The organism is Vibrio hibernica (assembly GCF_015223435.1).
GTDB classification, from domain to species: Bacteria; Pseudomonadota; Gammaproteobacteria; order Enterobacterales; family Vibrionaceae; genus Vibrio; species Vibrio hibernica.
Genome location: NZ_VHKO01000015.1, coordinates 1 through 20,296, shown reverse-complemented (window position 1 = coordinate 20,296; position 20,296 = coordinate 1). Strand labels below are relative to the sequence as shown.

The 20,296-nt window shown below is 41.8% G+C and carries 14 protein-coding genes and 2 pseudogenes; 3 read left to right on the top strand and 13 right to left on the bottom strand.

What is annotated here, in order from left to right:
• Window positions 1-28: 28 nt before the first annotated feature.
• From FH976_RS08045 to pilM, 4 genes and pseudogenes are all read right to left on the bottom strand, one after another.
• Window positions 29-538, bottom strand: coding sequence for a pilus assembly protein PilP (locus FH976_RS08045; RefSeq protein WP_194090355.1), 510 nt, complete (start codon window positions 536-538; stop codon window positions 29-31).
• A pseudogene (locus tag FH976_RS08040) lies at window positions 535-1,122 on the bottom strand (type 4a pilus biogenesis protein PilO). The gene FH976_RS08045 and the pseudogene FH976_RS08040 overlap by 4 nt, the downstream one beginning before the upstream one ends.
• Window positions 1,122-1,715 (bottom strand): PilN domain-containing protein, encoded by a 594-nt coding sequence (locus FH976_RS08035; RefSeq protein WP_194090354.1) that lies wholly within the window; start codon window positions 1,713-1,715, stop codon window positions 1,122-1,124. Before FH976_RS08035 ends, FH976_RS08040 begins: the two are co-directional and overlap by 1 nt.
• Window positions 1,705-2,745, bottom strand: a pseudogene (pilM, locus tag FH976_RS08030) (type IV pilus assembly protein PilM). The gene FH976_RS08035 and the pseudogene pilM overlap by 11 nt, the downstream one beginning before the upstream one ends.
• Window positions 2,746-2,889: 144 nt before the next feature.
• On the opposite strand from pilM, the gene FH976_RS08025 reads away from it, so the two are divergent.
• A complete protein-coding gene (locus tag FH976_RS08025; protein ID WP_194090353.1) occupies window positions 2,890-5,481 on the top strand; it encodes a penicillin-binding protein 1A in 2,592 nt (863 codons plus the stop codon).
• 106 nt (window positions 5,482-5,587) lie between these two features.
• Here the strand turns inward: FH976_RS08025 and oxyR are convergent, their stop codons facing one another.
• The 9 genes from oxyR to argC form a co-directional block, all read right to left on the bottom strand.
• Window positions 5,588-6,472 carry a DNA-binding transcriptional regulator OxyR gene (gene oxyR / locus FH976_RS08020; protein WP_194090352.1) on the bottom strand — a complete coding sequence of 295 codons (885 nt, stop codon included), beginning with the start codon at window positions 6,470-6,472 and terminating at the stop codon, window positions 5,588-5,590.
• A gap of 326 nt (window positions 6,473-6,798) precedes the next feature.
• Window positions 6,799-8,904 (bottom strand): FUSC family protein, encoded by a 2,106-nt coding sequence (locus FH976_RS08015; RefSeq protein ID WP_194090351.1) that lies wholly within the window; start codon window positions 8,902-8,904, stop codon window positions 6,799-6,801.
• Between the two features lie 10 nt (window positions 8,905-8,914).
• Window positions 8,915-9,772 carry an efflux RND transporter periplasmic adaptor subunit gene (locus tag FH976_RS08010; RefSeq protein ID WP_194090350.1) on the bottom strand — a complete coding sequence of 286 codons (858 nt, stop codon included), beginning with the start codon at window positions 9,770-9,772 and terminating at the stop codon, window positions 8,915-8,917.
• 15 nt (window positions 9,773-9,787) lie between these two features.
• Window positions 9,788-10,027, bottom strand: a complete 240-nt coding sequence (locus FH976_RS08005; RefSeq protein WP_194090349.1) for a DUF1656 domain-containing protein — start codon at window positions 10,025-10,027, stop codon at window positions 9,788-9,790.
• 20 nt (window positions 10,028-10,047) lie between these two features.
• Window positions 10,048-10,245 (bottom strand): hypothetical protein, encoded by a 198-nt coding sequence (locus FH976_RS08000; protein ID WP_194090348.1) that lies wholly within the window; start codon window positions 10,243-10,245, stop codon window positions 10,048-10,050.
• 95 nt (window positions 10,246-10,340) lie between these two features.
• A complete protein-coding gene (argH, locus tag FH976_RS07995) occupies window positions 10,341-12,215 on the bottom strand; it encodes an argininosuccinate lyase (protein ID WP_194090347.1) in 1,875 nt (624 codons plus the stop codon).
• A gap of 226 nt (window positions 12,216-12,441) precedes the next feature.
• On the bottom strand, window positions 12,442-13,674 hold the full coding sequence (locus tag FH976_RS07990) for an argininosuccinate synthase (RefSeq protein WP_194090346.1): 1,233 nt from the start codon (window positions 13,672-13,674) through the stop codon (window positions 12,442-12,444).
• Window positions 13,675-13,888: 214 nt separating this feature from the next.
• On the bottom strand, window positions 13,889-14,692 hold the full coding sequence (argB, locus tag FH976_RS07985; RefSeq protein WP_194090386.1) for an acetylglutamate kinase: 804 nt from the start codon (window positions 14,690-14,692) through the stop codon (window positions 13,889-13,891).
• Window positions 14,693-14,707: 15 nt separating this feature from the next.
• Complete coding sequence (gene argC / locus FH976_RS07980; protein ID WP_194090345.1) at window positions 14,708-15,709, bottom strand: N-acetyl-gamma-glutamyl-phosphate reductase; 1,002 nt, start codon at window positions 15,707-15,709, stop codon at window positions 14,708-14,710.
• A gap of 353 nt (window positions 15,710-16,062) precedes the next feature.
• Here argC and argE point away from each other — a divergent pair, with 353 nt between their 5' ends.
• On the top strand, window positions 16,063-17,214 hold the full coding sequence (gene argE, locus FH976_RS07975; RefSeq protein WP_194090344.1) for an acetylornithine deacetylase: 1,152 nt from the start codon (window positions 16,063-16,065) through the stop codon (window positions 17,212-17,214).
• Between the two features lie 196 nt (window positions 17,215-17,410).
• On the top strand, window positions 17,411-20,038 hold the full coding sequence (gene ppc / locus FH976_RS07970; RefSeq protein WP_194090343.1) for a phosphoenolpyruvate carboxylase: 2,628 nt from the start codon (window positions 17,411-17,413) through the stop codon (window positions 20,036-20,038).
• Window positions 20,039-20,296: the final 258 nt, after the last annotated feature.

The window sequence follows — 20,296 nt, the reverse complement described above, 5'->3', positions numbered from 1 at the left end:
TCAATAAATTGTTAATAGGTTGAAATCATCATTTCAGCGCAAGCTTGACGCTACGCTGCAGCCAACAGCCCAGACCATCAGGCAAGGTTTCTTTAATTAAAATATATTTTGAGGTAACTTCTGCCACACGGCCGTTGTTTAACCCCACATATTCCCCCTGCTGGACTTTCACCACACTTCCCACTGGCGTCTGAATTAAACCTGAAATATTGTTTTTGTTTCCCATCACACCGCGTAGATGCAGTTTATCTAATGAAAAAGTCTCCAATATCCCGGTTTTATTTCTAGAACCTGGTTGCCAACAATCTTGTTTCGCTCTAGGTTGATTGGCAATTACAGCCACTTCAGGTAAGACAAAGGGAGAGCGCTCAATTTGGGCTTGATAAGTCGTGGCACTAAAAACGGCTTCAGGGGTGAGCTGCGCTATTTCTTTACGTGATTGACTTTCAACTTGAGAAATAAATGCAGGAATAGAGCCGCCTTCTTGTTCACACCCAATTAATAATATTGAAGCGACTAGAACCCAATATGTCCTCATTTCTTAGTTTCCTCAGGTTTAAACTGATAGGTATACGCCCTCACCCTAAAGTGCAATGTTGAACTTTCTTGGCTCACGCGATTCCATTCCACATCATGTAAGCTAATAATTCGAGGCAACGTCGCAATAGCCTCTGAGAGCTGGCCGATATTGTCGTAATTTCCGGTCAATTCAATATTGAGAGGTAATCGATACAAAAACTCTTGCACTTGCTTCTCCCCCCAATCGACACGAGTAAATGACAAACTATTTTTAAGACCTAAATCGTTCACCGATGACAACATGCTCGCGAGTTCTTTTTGTACTGGTAGTTACTTAAGTAAAAATTCATAACGAGTGTTTAATTCATTCAATTGGGCTTGCAGCTGTGGCAATGCAGCAACCTTAATCGCTTTTATTCGAATAGAGCTTTTTAATGTCACTTCTTGTTGTCGAATTTGCTCCAGCTCATCGTGCTGAGGCATCAAATAGAACCACGCGCCAAACAGTTGCAACAAAACAACTAACGCTCCAATGATGAGCATTTGCGGGAGTACTGGCCATTCAGGCATTTCTTCAAAATCTAAATCACGAAAATCGATCATTATTTAGCTCCCTTCAAGGAGGGTTTATCTAAACCGACTTCAAGTGGCTTTGATTCAAATCGAAATGACACCTTAACTGTTTGAAATTTTTTGCCAAAAACCACCTTTCCAGACACTATCGAATGCATCTCTATATTCATCAGCCAAGCGGAATTTTCAAAGTTATCCAACATGGTCGCCAAACGTGCGGTACTGTCGCTTATCCCACCAATTTCAACATCTCGCCCATTCATTTTCATCTTATCGACATAAACGCCTTCAGGAACAAGCTCCGGCATGAGATTCATAAAATCGGTGGTTTTATTTCGCTCATTTTGCAATGACTCAACCAAGCGCAAACGAGTCAAAATCGACTTATGTTTAGCTTCAATGGCTTTTAAATTAATCAACTGTTTATCTAACTCTTGAACATAAGCTTGTAATTGTTGATTCCGAGCCTTTTGTTGAGTCTTAAGATGATCAATATACAAACTGCCAAACCACTGCAATCCAATCGCTACCAGCACACCAAGAACAACCATGCCGTAAAAACGCTGCTTGTATTCTTGCCTTTTCTCTTCTCGCCACGGCAAGAGATTAATGTCATGCAACATTTCCCCTCCTTTGCCACTGCAAACCACGAATGGCTAAACCTGTTGCAACACTAAAAATGCAAGCTTCTGCATCTATGTCTTTATTTTTATTCTGATGCTACTGAACTAACTGAAATGGATTTAATACATCTACCGGCAACTGCAATTGTTGCGTCAGTGCGTCCTCTATTCCAGCAATACAGGCCCCACCACCAGTCAACCAGATACCTTCAATTTTTTTCTGCTGGTTGACCGAACCATACAAACTAATTTGACGGGTCAAACGCTCGACTAACTCGGAAATAAATTCATCCGTATGGTCATTAATATCGGTAGCAGTAATTTCCTGGTCCTGTAACGATGCCATAGCAAGAGAAACTGGTTTATTATTCAAACCATAAGGCAAATCTTTGTAATAAGCTGGACGCCCTTGTGGAAGAATACAAAGAGAGGTTTGAGTCAATCCAATATCCACCAATAACCAAGATTGTTTTTCTTCGTTTTGTTGCGAAGCCAATTGCCAAACGCGTAATAACCCATGAGACTGCAAATCAAAAGCTATCGGTTTTAATCCCGATTTTTTAAGCATATCAATTCGATTTTCGACAACTTCTTTACGCGTGGCATAAACTTGATAGGTTGCTGTAGCGCTACGCTTTAAGGTGTCTTGATCCACTTGAACATAATCTAAACTTAGATCTTCAATCGGAAATGGCGATTGCTGGCCGAATACTTGATAAATAGCAAATTCTTTCTCTCTACCTTCTAACTCACTATCAATATGTAAAACCTTACTAATAACAGCATTATCAGGAAGTGATAAACAAACTTGGCGAGACAGCAAAGGTAAGTGTTTTTTTAATTCTTTTAATTCTTTTAATTTTTTAACAATACTCTGATGACTAAAGGTATGGTTTTCTGAAAAAATACCTTCCGTAACTGGTAGTTCTTTATAACTCACCAGTTCAAACTGATCTCCGGCTGATTTCATCACGACCGCTTTAATACTGTGATGACCAATATCTATGCCTGTAACAACAGATTTACCCATTTACCTAGGCTCCAACTAGAATATTCGTACTCTTAAAAAAATTGGAATAAAGTTAAGAACGAATTTATTTAGCGTTATGCTAATATGACGCCTACTGTACAGGTGTTTATATCAACACATCCTCATACAATCAGGGAATATCCGGTGAAGTTCATAAAGCCATTGCTTATATTTTCATTAATTTGCATTATTCTTGGAGTGACAACAATTTTTGGGTTTTATTTTTACCTGAAACCTCAGCTCCCAGATGTCGCAACGTTAAAAGACGTGCAGTTACAAACCCCAATGCAAGTTTTCAGTCAAGACGATAAGCTAATTGCTCAGTTCGGTGAAAAACGACGCATACCGCTGAAACTCGATGATATTCCTATACAAATGAGGGAAGCTTTCATCGCAACAGAAGATAGTCGTTTCTATTCTCACTATGGTATTGATCCAATCGGGATCACTCGTGCTGCTTTGGTTGTCGCTATTTCTGGTCATGCCAAACAAGGCGCAAGTACTATCACCCAGCAGCTTGCTCGAAATTTCTTCCTCACCAATGACAAAAAGATCATACGTAAAATTAAAGAAATCTTTATCGCTATTCATATTGAGCAAGTTTTAAATAAAGACGAAATTTTAGAGCTGTACTTAAATAAAATTTATTTAGGCTATCGCTCTTATGGAGTCGGTGCCGCATCATTAACCTATTTTGGCAAAGCACCTAAAGATCTCACGTTAGGACAAATGGCCATTATTGCCGGCCTACCAAAAGCCCCTTCAACCATGAATCCGATTTACTCTATCGATCGTGCCACTACACGCCGACACGTTGTATTACTTCGTATGCTTGATGAAAAATACATCACACAAGCCGAATTTGATGAAGCAGATGCCGAACCAATTGATGGAAAGTATCACGGCGAAAAAATTGAAGTTAATGCCCCGTATGTTGCTGAACTTGCTCGCTCTTGGGCAGTAAAAAAATATGGTGATGATGCTTATTCTTCTGGTATGAAGATCTACACAACGGTTAAGTCTGATTTACAAGAAGCGGCCAACGAAGCGGCTATAGGTAACTTATTTAATTATGACGAGAGACATGGTTATCGTGGTGCAACCGCTGAATTGTGGAAGAAAGATCAGTCTGCTCTATCTCAAGATGAAATGGATGCATATTTAAATAAACAACCAACCTTTGGTTTGGTGCACCCTGCCATCGTCACCAGTGTTAATAACCAATCTGCAACGGTCTACATCAAGCATCGCGGATCACAGACTATTCAATGGGATGGACTAAAATGGGCGCGTAAATATTACAATGATAAATACCAAGGTCCACCACCGTCGAGAGCATCAAATATTCTCGCAGTTGGTCAAGCTATTTGGGTTCGTCCCTTTGGCGTATTACATGAAGAACCAGTAGCCGTACCAACCGAAGCGTCAGACGATACAGCAACAACTGACGATGAGACGGATAATGCGAAAGCAGCTGAAAAAGCCAAGGATGCACAGCCAGTAATGACGTGGCAACTTAGCCAAGTGCCTATTGTTAATACCGCTTTTGTCGCACTAAACCCAGATGATGGCGCGGTTCTATCTTTAGTCGGTGGCTTTAACTTCACCCACAGTAAGTTTGACCGAGCCACCATGGCAGAGCGTCAGGTCGGTTCAAGTATTAAACCGTTCATTTACTCATCGGCCATTGATAAAGGATTAACCCTTGCGACCTTAGTTAATGACGCACCGATTAATCAATGGGATAAAGGACAAGGCACAGCATGGAGACCGAAGAACTCTCCACCAGTTTACTTAGGACCAACCATGCTTCGTCGTGGATTAGCGCAATCAAAAAACGTCATGGCGGTTCGTACACTGCGCCGTGTTGGTTTAGATGATGTGCTGGACTACTTACCTCGCTTTGGTTTTGACCCAGAAAAACTGCCGCATTCAGAAACCGTAGCACTTGGCGCTGGTAGCTTGACCCCAATCAAAATGGCGCAAGGTATCGCCGCTTTTGCCAACGGTGGTTACTATGTAAAACCTTTCTATATTGATCATGTTAATGATCCTTATGGCGAATTACTGTTCAGAGCCAATCCGACTCGTGTTTGCACCTCTGATTGCTCACATGACCCAATTACCATTGATAACGAAGGTACCCAAGAAGAGCCAAATTACGCCGAAAAAATCATTTCACCACAGACAGCATTCCTAGTACGTCAAATGATGTACAGCAATATTTGGGGTGGTGGCTTATGGAGTAATAAGACAGGTTGGAATGGTACAGGCTGGCGTGGTCAAGCACTCAAACGCCGTGATATCGGTGGCAAAACCGGTACAACCAATGACTCGATTGATACATGGTATAACGGTTACGGCCCCGGTATTGTCGCCACGACCTGGGTTGGATTTGACCAAGCGAATCGACCACTTGGCTATACAGGTGCAAATCCTAACTTCACACGAAAAGAGCAATACAATGGTGGCGAGTCAGGTGGTACAACTGCTCAACCAGCATGGGTGAACTTTATGAAAGTGGCATTGAAAGATGTCCCTGAAAAAGATCTGCAATTACCTGAGGGTATTATTCGTGTGCGTATTGACCGTGAAAGTGGTTTATTAACACATAAAAATGATAATTCATCGATGTGGGAATATTTTGCGGTAGGGACTCAACCAACAGAATATGAACCCGATGCTGCAACCAATAACTTGTATACTGAAGATGAAGATGGCGACAGCTTATTCTAATTCTGGAGATATCAACTTTCGTTAATATCCTATAACAATGTTAATAAAATGGCCTCTAATGATAGAGGCCATTTTTTATTTATATCAATTCACTCATTAACGAGTATTAACTTATCTGTTGGCTAATAAATGTTGCCAACTGCTGAAAGCGCTTTTTCAACGGTGAACCTGGGCGATAAACCAGCACCAGTTTTCGTGAGGGTGTAGGATTCACCGCAGGTAAATAACACACCCCGTCTTTCACTTTCTCAATAGGGATAGCCAGTTGAGGCAATAATGTGATCCCACCTCCTGCTGCAACCATATTACGCAGCGTCTCTAAGCTGGTGGCTTTAAAGCGATCATCATCACGTGCACCAGCAGCAAAACAGAAACCAAGCGCCTGATCCCTCAAACAGTGTCCATCCCCTAAAGACAGCACCGTTCTACCACTCAATTGCTGTAAGTCAACTTGGTCAAGCTTCGCCCATTCATGTGTCTCAGGCACTGCTAAGGTTAATGGTTCTTCAAAAATATCCAGCTCAATAAAGGGCTCGGTTTCAGCAACCGACGCCAAGATCAAACAATCTAACCGTCCTTCTTCTAACTGACGGATCAACTGATTGGTCTGAGCTTCATGTAAAAACAATTCTAAATCAGGAAAAGCCTGCTTAAGCGGCAGAATAATTTTAGGTAACAGATAAGGTCCAACCGTAGGAATAAAACCTATATGCAGCGGCCCACTCATCTCTTTACCTTGCAAGTTTGCCATATCAGTAAAGGTTTTCACTTCACTCAAAATACGTTTTGCTTGAGCAACGAGTTGCAAACCAGAATCAGTGAAAAGCACTCGACGGCTGCTGCGTTCAAGTAAAGATGTTCCAAGCTCATCTTCTAATTTACGAATTTGTCCGCTCAAGGTTGGTTGACTGACAAAGCAAGCTTCCGCAGCCTTACGAAAGTGTTTATGTTCAGCCAATGCTACCAAGTACTCAAAGTCTCGAATATTCACGATCTTTCCTTCATAGATAATAACTATCAAAACGATAACACCAAACGACTAGGGCTATCAAATTTTTTATCCCATAATATCTACAATAACAAAGGAAAAGCTGATGAAAAAAATAATGACGAATTTTAAAAAAATCAGATTGGGGGCTTATACGAATAAAGCCATACTATTACTGATGGGTGGGGAGTTATGGCACGATCTAGAAACCAATGAAGCTGATTTATTAGTTTTATATTAATTCAAAGCTTGGTGTTAGTGTTCACACCAAACTTTCAACGCGTACCACCACTAACTGGTAATACTCAAAGACATTTATCAGTAAGATATTACTCAACTTGCAATTCAAATTGTTTATCGTCTTGAGGTAGCTCCACTTGCTTTAATTGCAATAAGCAACAGTACAAACGCCAACACATTCCAGCTAGAGCCATTTGATTTTTCACCGATAACGACTCACTCAAAGCCAGTAAATTCGCTAATGATTCGTTGAATATATTTTCATCATGTGAATAATGATATTGCCAGTCATTTGCGGTAAACCAAGCTTGCTTAATCTTTATCGAGTCAATAACCTTATACAGATTAGCCTGAATATCTCGACTAACCGCCATCGCCTCTTTAGAGTGCAAATCGCGAAACTGCCATACAATAAGATGGCAGTTTAATGTCACCACGCCTAAACGTAATAGACCAAGTCGAGTACATTCATCTTTGCTTTGGCTTAAGCGGTTAATTCGGTTATACACCAAAGATTCAAACTCAAAGTTATCCATTATAGGCTTACGTTTTAGCTGCATTAGAAAGTCTCGGCGTAAGGCCTTAGCAATCCTTAATCCTTTACGGCGATCAGAGCTTGGTCTAAAAATATTAAATGCCACTGCAGAAAATAAAATCCCAACAATCATACTGATATTAGTATTAACAAAGCTTCCATAATCATAGGTTGGGGGATTCGTTATCGAGAGAAATGTTCCCATAAATACGATTAATAGTGCCCATAAGCCAGCATTTTTCTTCGATTGAACCTTGAAAAGTTCCATAGTCGTAATGGTAATAAAAAGCAAAATAGCAAAGGGAGTGAAGGTACTGATTTGTATCATAAGGCCAAACTTCACCAAAAAGATGGCAACGCAAAGTAATAAAACAGAACGAAACATAGTTGAAATTGCAACAAAAGGTGCAGGGCTAGTAGCATTCAAAATGCAACTCACCGCGGCTAATGTGGCAGCCCCAGCCCCCATTTCCCATTGCGATGTTATCCAAAAAGCACAGCAACAAAATAGACAAATAAAGGTTCTGAAACCATTATAAAGCGCTTCTATTGTATCAGTATGGCGACGAACACGGCTTGTTTTAGGAATAACACCTAAAGCTCGCTGCTGGCCTTGAGAGGTGCTTTCAATACTTTGCAAGGTTTCTGAAGAGCGCAAATATAATTTACAAAACTTCGTAAAACGAGACCAAAAAGCATGATGACGATAATCGGAATTTTCGGTCGGTTTTATTTCAGCAAGTTTTTTCGACAAACTATATTGATCAAACTCTCCTTGTTTAAAACCTTGTAATATTTCTTGTATCACAGCGGCTAAATGCTCAGGAGGGTGAGGCCAGTTGACTAACATGCGTCGTAAGCCTGATATATGGCTGGTCATTTGCAACTGTTGTTGAAGAAGATGGTTCAAATAACTGTCTTGATAACGAAGTTGGTAGTGACTCCAATACGCCTGAATTCTAAGCAAGTTCATGGATAAAATTTTGCCAATCACAATTTCATGTGACAAGCGAATCTTGGTATTCATTTCTGGGTTTATCACATCAGGATGATAAGCATCTGGATGAGATAATAACTCAAAATGATCAAGCAACTGAGTTTGCATTTGTCGTAGCGTACTGATTAACGTCACCCCGTCAGAAGTACTTGGTAAAATCATCATCATGATCCCGCCAGATAAAATCCCAACAATAACTTCACATACGCGAGCTTGAGTCACTTCAAATAACAAATGTGTATCCGTAGTGTTAACTAAGCTATAACCAATAATTGCTGCGGTGTACCCTGCGAGTGAAAAGGCATAAGACACGTTATTTTCATAATGACTGGCAACATAAGTGCATAACGCCATCCAGGCCGACATATAAAAAACTAATAGCCAAGGATCACTTAATGTATAGCCAACAATGTGATAAGCCGCATATGCCCCGATCAAACTACCAAATACGCGGCCTAAACTTTTACTGATCACTCCACCAAAAGTCGGAAAACTCACGACAGCAGCCGAAGTTAGCGCCCAATAAGGCTGATCTAACTGTAATAAAAGTGCCACATATAAAGCAAGGGTCAACGCTAACCCATTTCGTACGGCATAGCGCCACTGAAACGAAGTCGCTTTTCCCCAAGGAGTATTTGACCATTCTAACCAATGAAAACTCATAATTGTCTCATTAATAGTGAATAGAAATGCTGCATGTTGTACCGGCAATAAGGCGTAAATCTTTTGGTATATTAGTCAGTTTAATCCGAACAGGAACACGTTGAGCCAATTGAACCCAAGGAACATTAGGCTTGATATTAGCTAATAGTTCTGATGAATCCATCTCACTTTGATCCACAATACCACGACCAATACTGCTTACTTTACCCGTGAGCACTTGATTTGAAGAAAACAACGTTATATCAGCTTGGCTACCTTCCTTAATGTTTTTTAGTTTTGTTTCTTCAAAATAACCTTGCACATAAAATGAATTAGCATCAATCAAACCAATAAGTGCAATACCAAGCAATGCATAACGGCCTTCGCGCACTTTAAGGTGACTAATATACCCATCAACGGGAGCATAGACTTTCGTTTGGCTCAGTTCCCAGTTAGCTTTTGCTAAGGCGCCTTGAGCTTGCTTGTATTGTGCAGCCGTTGCTTGTGCATTACTTTGAGACAATTCCAGCTCCTCTTTAGAGATAGCGCTCGCTTTCATATTACGGCGACGAACATACTCGCGCTGTGCATTTTCAGCCGTCACTCGAGCCGTTTCCATCGCCGCTTTCGATTCATTGATTTCAATCAGAAAAGGTTCTGGATCGATAGTCATCAGCAAGTCGCCTTTTTTAACAAACTGATTCTCTTCAACATCGAGAGTTTGTACGACACCATTGACCCTCGCGGCGATATCAACCACATCGGCTCGAATTTTGCCATCACGGGTCCATGGCGACTGCATATAATAATTCCACATCCACCAACCAGCGCTCACTGCAACCGCAAAAACAACCAAAGTTGAAAAATATTTCAAGGTTTTAAATTTCATTTCCGACACCTAGGATCAAGAGAATCTTATGATTAATAATAAAGCGCTAAACACAGACAAAACGAACAACGATAAATCCATTAATGTTGGATGCCATACCTCACCGGAATACATCCAATTTCTGAGTACTCGATGTATCCCTGCCCACACAACACCGCCAAGTAAAAAAGCTTTAAACATCGGAGGAAAATACAAGGATGCACCAACAATTAAATCGGATATCGGCAAACCAACATGAAGAAAATCAAGGTTCAAATCGCACACCTTTGAAAAAGTCACACAGAATAAATAGAATACACCAACACTTCACTTATCGAACGATGTAAGCGTACATCTTTTATGATAATAGCGTTAAGCGTTTTAGATACCAATAAAGTAGCAAAATGAGCTAACTTATCGGCAGACTGAATAATCAATAAATAATTGATGGGAATATGAAAACACCCAAGCCAATGAATTAGCTTGGGTGTCATTATACGTCACATTTAGGTCAAAGTTTAGATTTCTAATATCATGATTTAATTAGTGATAAAGAGGAAAACTCCCATATATCCATAACAATGCACTATTAAGCGACACTCACACGAACAATAACTTGCTCATTTAAGTTCACTTCTAATGCCACTTCATCACACGCATGTTGGCGTGGGCACTGGTCGCAATCTTTTAATACTTTTTCAGGCAATAGGGTTTTTGAAGTCGGAATGAAATCTTGCTTCATAAAAAACTCAGGCACACGAGTCAATACAAAAACTTTCTTGATTGCCATTTGTTTTGCTTTAGACACTAGGTGCTGAATAATTGCGGCGCCTTGACCTTGGCCTTGCCAGCCCGCCTCAATTCCGAGTGAGCGAATTTCTGCTAATCCTGAATCATAAACATAGAGTGAGGCACAACCCGTTACTTCCCCTTGATGCTCAGCGACGGCGAACGATCCAATATCTCGAATCAATTCATTTCGGCTACGAGGTAGATTTTCACCAAGACCAGCCCAGTAAGTCACCATGCCTTCTAGTGCATCAATATCGGTTAAACGAGCAGGGCGCACTTTCACCCCTGAAGTATCCCGTTTTTCTAAACGTTTTTGCGCTTGATTAACCGCATAGTTGACTTGTTTTGGTGATACGCCACCTAAGGCTGAGCGCTTCTCTAAACAAGACTCAATGGTTAAAATGGCATAAACATCATCTTCAATCACCGCTGAAAACTCTTTTAGCTCTTCCAGTGATAACTCTTCTAATGCACACCCTTTAGCAATCGCCCCAACCACTGCAACCCCAACAATATGGTGCGCTTCACGGAAAGGAATGCCTTTGGCAACTAAGTAATCGGCCAGTTCTGTTGAGTTGGCGTAGCCTTGTTTGGCGGCTTCTAATGTACGCTCACCATTGACCTTAATGCCATCGAAACACAATGCTGCCATTTCCATGCAATCATTCCAAGTATCGAGCGCATCAAATAAGCCCTCTTTATCTTCTTGCATGTCTTTGTTGTACGCTAATGGTAGTGCTTTCACTGTCATCATCATGGCAGCTAGTGAGCCATAAACACGACCGGTTTTTCCTCGGATCAACTCTAGTGCATCTGGGTTTTTCTTTTGTGGCATTAATGAAGATCCAGAGGTCACAGTATCCGCTAATTCAATAAAGCCAGACTCACCCGAGTTGTAGAAAATCATATCTTCAGCAAGGCGAGAAAGGTGCAACATGGAGATAGAGGCAATCGACATCAACTCCATCACATGATCACGATCAGAAACCGAATCTAAACTGTTGCGAGTGGCACGACGAAAACCAAGGTTGTGGGCAAGTTGCTCACGATCCATCGGATAGGCAGTACCCGCTAATGCGCCAGATCCTAACGGACAAGTATCAAGACGTTTAATCGCATCGGATAAACGAGAGTAATCACGCTCTAGCATTTCAACATACGCCAAACACCAATGCGCAAATGTCACAGGTTGAGCGCGTTGCAAATGAGTATAACCAGGAAGAACGGTTTCTTGATGTGCGCGCGCGACCGATACCATTTGAGTCTGCAAACGGTCAAGTGCCATTAATAATTGATGACCTTGTTGACGACACCAAAGTTTTAAATCCGTCGCCACTTGGTCGTTACGAGAACGACCAGTGTGAAGTTTTTTACCTAAATCCCCAACACGGTTAATTAGCTGAGTTTCGACCCAACTGTGAATATCTTCCGCATCCGATTGTAGAATTTGTTCTGGATTTTCCATTACCGCTAACTTTAATTCGTTCAGCGCTAATTCTAATTTTTGTTGTTCTTGCTCGGTAATAACATTGACTGAAAGCAAAGATTTGGACCATGCAATCGACCCAACAATATCTTGCTCAGCCAATCGGTAGTCAAAGCGTAATGAATCATTAAATTGCTTAAACCGAGTGTCTGCTGCTTGGGTAAATCTTCCGCCCCATAATGCCATTGGTGTCTCTCCTGCTCATCCTCATCGTACTTGAAGCTGCAGCTTTGTTGGCTACGCTCGCCCACCCCACTCACTTAGTAAACTAAGCTCATGGGGCTGAACGATCTTGCCGCCTCACTGCAACTCCAATGACTTCGAGTATATATTCTTAGTTATTATCACCGCTACTCTTCGTCACTGGTAAATGAAAAGTGAGATCCTGCAATAACGGTATTTATTATGTGTGTTATTTATTTTTCGCAGCGTTCAATGTACGAATACGGCTCGCTAAAGAATACAAACGGATGAAACCACCCGCATGGCTTTGGTCATATACTTGATCATCACCAAAGGTTGCAAACTCTTCAGAGTACAAGCTGTTATCCGAACGTTTTTGCGTCACAGTCGCTTGTCCTTTGTACAACTTAATCACAACGTCACCATTCACATCTTGTGCTAACTCTTCAGTCGCAGCAAGCAGTGATTTGCATAGTGGAGTGAACCAACGGCCATCATAAACAAGGTGAGAGGCTTTTACGCCTAGCTCTTCACGGAATTCAAATGATGCTTTATCTAGAACCAATTGCTCAACCGCACGTAATGCTTCCATCATAATCGTGCCTCCTGGAGTTTCATAACAACCACGAGACTTCATGCCGACTAAACGGTTTTCAACGATATCAATACGACCAACACCGTGTTTTACACCTTTTTCATTTAAGTAAACCAAAGCGTTATAAGGCGTCATAGTTTCGCCATCAACGGCTACGACTTCGCCCTTTTCTACTTTTAGTGATACATATTCCGCTTCATTTGGCGCAAGCTCAGGATCTACCGTCCATGCCCAGCAATCATCATTTGGTGCGTTCCAAGTATTTTCTAGCACGCCACCTTCAGTTGAGATGTGCCATGCGTTTGCATCACGAGAATAAATTTTAGTAAGAGAAGCAGTACACGGGATATTACGCTCAGCAAGGTAATCTAAACACTCTTCACGGCTCACAAGATCCCACTCACGCCATGGAGCAATCACATGTAGATCAGGAGCAAGCGCTGCAAATGCGCCTTCAAAACGAACTTGGTCATTACCTTTACCAGTACAACCATGACACAGAGCATCAGCGCCGACTTTACGCGCCACTTCAACTTGTGCTTTGGCAATGATTGGACGAGCCATTGAAGTACCTAGAAGATATTTACCTTCATAAAGCGCACCCGTTTTAAGTGTTGGGTAAATATAGTCAGCCACCATTTCTTCTTTAAGATCGGCGATATAGCATTCTGATGCGCCCGATGCGATGGCTTTTTCTTCGATGCCCACTAGCTCTTCTGCACCTTGACCAACATCGGCCACAAACGCGATCACTTCACAGCCATAGTTTTCTTTCAGCCACGGAATGATCACGGACGTATCTAGGCCACCAGAATAGGCAACAACGACTTTATTTACACTTGCTTTATCTACACTTAACTTGCCCATTGTACTTCTCCAAAAGTTTGTATTTGCCTTCCTTGGAATCCCTTTAATTTTGGTATGACATTCCATGGATAATAATTTACTTAAATCCTAATTTAACCCTAAATAGTTGGCGTTGCAGTGAGGCGGCAAGATAGTTCAGCCCCATGAGTCTAGCGTCTAGGTGATTGGGGTGAATTAAAGTAGCTAACAAAGCTGCAGCGTCAAATATGACAGGTTAAGGGTAAAAACGTGTTCCTATGCTGTTACCTGCAAATAATTGCGTTAATTTTTCAGGACTTTTCCAGCTAGCGACTTCAATGGCACGACCTAACTCATTGGCGGCATCAAGTGCCGCTTGAACTTTTACTATCATGCCATCGGTGATCACTTTTTGCTCGATCAATCTATCCGCTTGGTTTTGATCAAGTTGAGCGATTAATTGTTTATTCTCATCTAGCACGCCACTAACATCTGAAAGTAGAGCTAGCTCAGCATCCAAGGTTGTCGCGACTGCAACGGCGGCTTGATCCGCGTTTACATTCATAAGTTGACCTTGAGCAGTAAGACCGATTGAGCTGATGATTGGTAATGCACCCGCTTTCAATATTGCCTTTAATACCGTTGTATTGCCGGCTTTTGCTTCACCAACCGCACCAAGCTCATCTGAAATTTGACTCACTTGACATAAGCCACCATCGGCTAAACTCAAACCAACTGTATTCAAACCAAGCTTCATCGCCTGACCTTGCAATAATTTATTAGCCGTTCCAGCCAAGGCACCTGAAACGTAATTAATGTGCTCAAATGGTGTAACACGTAAACCATTTTTCTTAACCGTTTCTAGTTGCAGCCTATCCATCAACTCATCAACTAAATAACCGCCACCATGCACAATCACGATTTCACGGTCTGCTTGATGTTGATATTCGGCTATCGCCTTGAATAATAAAGCCAATGTATCAAGCTCAGAAAGCACCGCTCCGCCCAATTTAATCACCAAAGGCTTAAGTACAGGAGAGCTATTCACTGATTCAGTCATATTCATTATGAACTCCTAAACCAATGAGGTAAGCATTGGAAAACCATAACGAATATTTAAACACTGCATCGCTTGGCTAGACGCGCCTTTCAGCAAATTATCAATCGCCGATACAACGATCACATGCTGGCCTTGCACTTTCCAACCAATATCGCAAAACGGCGTATTTTCAACATTTTGCAGCTTGGGTAAATCTTTCTGTAAACGAACGACCGGTTTACCTTGATACGCTTGCTCGAAAGCAGCCGACACTTGCTCTTCATTAACGCCATCAGCTAGCTTCATCGTAATAGTAGCTAAAATGCCGCGTTTGAAATTACCTAGATGTGGAGTAAAAATAACATCACAGCCCAAATGACTCGCAATCTCTGGTTGATGACGATGAGTAAAGACGCCATAAGGCTGCAAGCTCACTTCGCAAAAACTATTGTTCATCGTTGCTTTACGGCCAGCGCCAGTAGCGCCGCTGGTTGCATTAATCACAGGCCATTGGTTTAAGTCGATCAACTGAGATTCGATCAGCGGTTTAATCGCCAATTGAGAGGCGGTTGGATAACAACCCGGAACGGCAATTAAATCGGCGCCAACAATTGCATCTTCATTCCACTCAGCAAGGCCATACACGGCTTTATCTAACCACTTTGAGTTAGTGTGTTCAAAGCCATAATATTGAGGATAGAACCCCTCCGCTTGTACACGATAAGCACCGGACAAATCAAAAACCACACAGCCATTTTCTAAAAAAGTCGGCGCTAAATCATGACTCACTTCATGGGCGGTCGCTAAAAAAACCACATCACACTGCTTGGCAACCTCTTCGACTGAAGTTAAAGGCTGCACAGGCATATCAATCATACCTTGTAATTTACCGTGCAATTGGCAAATTGGCTTACCTGCATCGGCACTGTTGGCAGAAACATATAAACCTGATAGCGTGAGTTCAGGGTGCTTGTTAACCATTAAAGCGAGTTCGGCACCGGTATAACCACTGGCACCAACAATTGCGGTTTTTAACATATTTTAACTGTCCATATTAAAAAGTTAGCCATATTCAAAAACTAGCCGTAGTAGAAATCTAGTCATATGAAAAGCTGTCGTAAGCTTTGTTTGTATCTTGTCTTCTAAGATACAACCTTTTGATGACTATATATACTCAAATTTCGACATTATTTGATTTTTTATTCACAAATAATGATTTAATATGTTTTATCGTTTTGTGGCTTTTTTGTCAACAACAAACAAAACCAGACCATAATCTACCCAAAATAATTTAATCTTCAGCTAGGCGGTAAGTGACGTAGCCAACAAGCTGCAGCTTAAAAAATAAGACGGGTATAAAGACCTATAAAGTATTTGTAAGGAAGCAGAATATGTCGATTCCAAATTTTATCGAAGTTTATAGTGGCTTAATTTCAACATCATCGATTAGCTCCACCGATCCAGCTTGGGATCAAGGCAATGTCAAGGTTATCGAAAAATTAGCGCAATGGTTTAAAGACCTTAATTTTGATGTAGATGTGATCGAAGTCGAACCAGGCAAGCACAACATGATCGCCAAAAAAGGCCAAGGAACTGGAGGCTTATTGTTATCAGGTCATTCCGATACCGTGCCTTTTGATGAAGGTCGCTGGAGCTTTAACCCCCACGAACTCACCGAAGCCAATAATCGATTTTATGGTTTAGGTACTGCGGATATGAAAGGTTTCTTTGCCTTTATAATTGAAGCGGTTAAGGGCGTTGATTGGAGTAAGCAAACCAAGCCTCTTTATGTACTGGCAACTTGTGATGAAGAAACCACCATGCTTGGCGCGCGTCACTTCACAGAATTATGCCAAGTCGATGGCGCTCCCTATAAACCCGATTACTGCATTATTGGTGAGCCCACCAGCTTAAAACCTATTCGTGGCCATAAAGGTCATGTTGCCAATGCGGTGCGCGTCACAGGAAAATCAGGTCACTCTTCAGATCCAGCCCTTGGCGTGAATGCCATTGAGATTATGAATGAAGTGTTATTTGCCTTAATGCAACTGCGCGATAAGCTAGTCAAAGAATATCATCACCCAGGATTTTCAATTCCAAGCCCAACCTTAAACTTGGGGCATATTCATGGGGGCGACAGTGCTAACCGAATTTGTGGCTGTTGTGAACTGCACTATGACGTTCGCCCATTACCCGGAATCAGTTTAGATGGGCTCGATAATATGTTGCGCTCAGCATTAAAAGAAGTGCAAGCCAAATGGCCCGGTCGAATCGATATCACTCCATTGCATGAAGCCATTCCCGGTTATGAGTGCTCACACGATCATCCTTTCATTGCCGACATGGAAAAAATTTGTGAGATGCCTTCTGAAACCGTCAATTACTGCACCGAAGCGCCATTCTTACAAGATGTGTGTCCAACCTTAGTATTAGGGCCCGGTTCTATCGATCAAGCGCATCAGCCGGATGAATTTTTGGCCTTTGAGTTTATTGATCCAACGATTAAAGTATTGTCCAAATCAATTCACCAGTTTTGCTTTTAAAGAAAACCGATTTATGACCCTAAGTCCGAGTAATACACCACTCAAGGATTGAGTACTTAGTATCTGATCGACATCAATCAGAAGCGTTTTTATTTATTTAAAGCACGTAAAAATTTGACTCAGTGCAAATAAATTCGCTAGATTGGGGTCGAGACGAGAACAATGGATGTAATTTTTTTACAAGGTAGTGTTAAAAATGAACGAAAAATATGATGCACTAAAAAGCAACGTACGAATGCTTGGTGAGATCCTCGGTAACACCATTCAAGAGGCGCATGGTGATGCTATATTAGAGAAAGTTGAGACGATCCGTAAGCTTTCAAAATCCGCTACGGCTGGTAGCCAAGAGCGTGAAGATTTGATCGAAGAAATCAAAAACTTGCCGAATGATCAATTAACCCCAGTCGCCCACGCTTTTAGTCAGTTCCTAAACCTGACCAACATTGCAGAGCAATATCATACTATTTCACGCCATTGTGAAGAGCATGTATGTGAACCCGATGCAATTAATACATTATTTGGTAAATTAGCCAACAACGAAATCAGCAAAGAGCAAACCGCAAAAGCAATCAAAGAGCTCAACATAGAGCTAGTATTAACGGCGCACCCTACTGAAATTGCTCGTCGCACCATGATCAATAAACTGGTCAAAATCAACAAGTGTTTATCCCAATTAGAACACAGTGATCTTTCTCCTCGTGAGCGTCTAAAAACCGAACGTCGCCTAGAAGGTTTAATCGCACAGTCTTGGCATTCAGATGTAATTCGCCAACAACGTCCAACTCCGCTTGATGAAGCTAAATGGGGCTTTGCAGTCGTCGAAAATTCATTATGGGAAGCCGTCCCAGCTTTCTTACGTGAATTTGATGATCGTGTGAAAAGCTACATTGGTGAAGGCCTAGCCATTGATGCTCGCCCTGTACACTTTACCAACTGGATGGGCGGTGATCGCGACGGTAACCCAAATGTTACCCACCCAATCACGCAAGAAGTGTTGCTCCTTTCTCGCTGGAAAGCCGCAGATTTATTCTTAGGTGACATTCAAGAGTTAATCACTGAACTATCAATGGTTCAATGTAACCAACAAGTTCGTGATTTAGCCGGCGATCAACACGAACCATATCGTGCGATATTAAAAGGCTTACGAACTTTATTGGTTAATACTTGTACCGTTTTAGAAGCAAAAATTAATGGTGAAGATGTCCCTAATCTGCCGACGTTAACCAGTGTTGATCAATTATGGGAACCTCTAATCGCATGTTACCAATCGTTACGCGAATGTGGCATGAGCATTATTGCTGAAGGTACGATTGTTGATACTCTGCGCCGTGTTAAAGCGTTTGGTATACATTTGGTTCGCTTGGATATTCGTCAAGAAAGTACGCGTCACTCCGATGTTATCTCTGAAATGACACGCTTCCTTGAAATCGGTGATTACGCCCAATGGTCTGAAGATGAAAAAGTTGCATTCTTAATTAAAGAACTGAGCTCAAAACGTCCACTGTTGCCTCGTAATTGGCAACCATCGCCTGAAGTACAAGAAGTATTAGATACCTGCCGAGTAATGGCAGACCATCCGCGTGAGGCATTTGGCGCTTATGTGATTTCGATGGCGCGTACTGCTTCTGATGTTTTAGCGGTTCACTTACTCTTGCAAGAATGTGGCTGCAAATTCCGCATGGATGTGTGCCCATTATTCGAAACCTTAGATGATTTAAATAATTCAGAAACCGTAATGAAGCAACTGTACTCGCTGGAATGGTACCGAAACTTCATTAACAACCACCAGATGGTAATGATTGGTTACTCTGACTCAGCCAAAGATGCGGGCGTAATGTCGGCAGGTTGGGCGCAATACGCTGCCATGGATAAATTAGTGAAAGTGTCGGATGTTGAAGGCATCGACTTAACTTTATTCCACGGCCGTGGTGGTACAGTAGGACGCGGCGGAGCACCAGCGCATGCTGCATTACTTTCTCAACCACCACGCAGCTTAAAAGGCGGCTTACGAGTAACCGAGCAAGGTGAAATGATCCGCTTCAAATTGGGTTTACCTGATGTTGCAGTCAACAGCTTTAATTTATACGCCAGCGCCATTTTAGAGGCGAATTTACTTCCGCCTCCAGAACCAAAACAAGAATGGCGCGATCTGATGGATGTATTATCGGAAGTATCGTGTGAAGCGTATCGTGGCATTGTGCAAGGTGAACCAGATTTCGTTCCTTATTTCCGCGCTGCTACACCAGAGCAAGAATTAGGTAAATTACCGTTAGGTTCTCGCCCAGCAAAACGTAATCCAAATGGTGGTGTAGAAAGCTTACGTGCGATCCCGTGGATTTTCTCATGGAGTCAAAACCGCCTAGTGCTACCTGCTTGGCTTGGTGCAGGTGAAGCGATTCAATACTCTATTGATAAAGGCCACCAAGCGATGCTAGAAGAAATGTGTCGTGAATGGCCATTCTTCTCAACTCGTTTAGGCATGCTCGAAATGGTGTACTCGAAATGTAATATCGACATTTCACGCTATTACGATCACCGTCTAACCGATGAATCTTTATGGCCGTTAGGTGAACGTTTACGTACGCAATTGCAAAAAGATATCGTCACGGTACTAAACGTGGAAAACAACGAGAACTTGATGCAAAACGACCCATGGGGACTTGAGTCTATTCGTTTGCGTAACACCTACGTAGAGCCACTCAACATGCTACAAGCAGAGTTGTTATACCGTACCCGTAAAACAGACAACCCATCTCCTGAACTAGAAGAAGCGTTGATGTTGACCATCGCAGGTATTGCGGCTGGTATGCGTAACACGGGTTAACTCCTAATTTTTAGAACTGAATTTTTATTAATTCAAGAAACCAAAATATAAGCCGCACTCGTTGCGGCTTTTTTGTGGCACTCAAACATTCAAAAGCAGATCACGGATAGCCCCTTTGTCGCTTCGAGATGACAATTTATCGTTCTTCCAGCCATTAACATCACACTCTTTTATTACTCAATTTATACCCAATTAACTTGAAGTTGCAGATTTTAGAACGTGAAAATTATCATTAATTCGAGACGTCAGTGAGGCTGA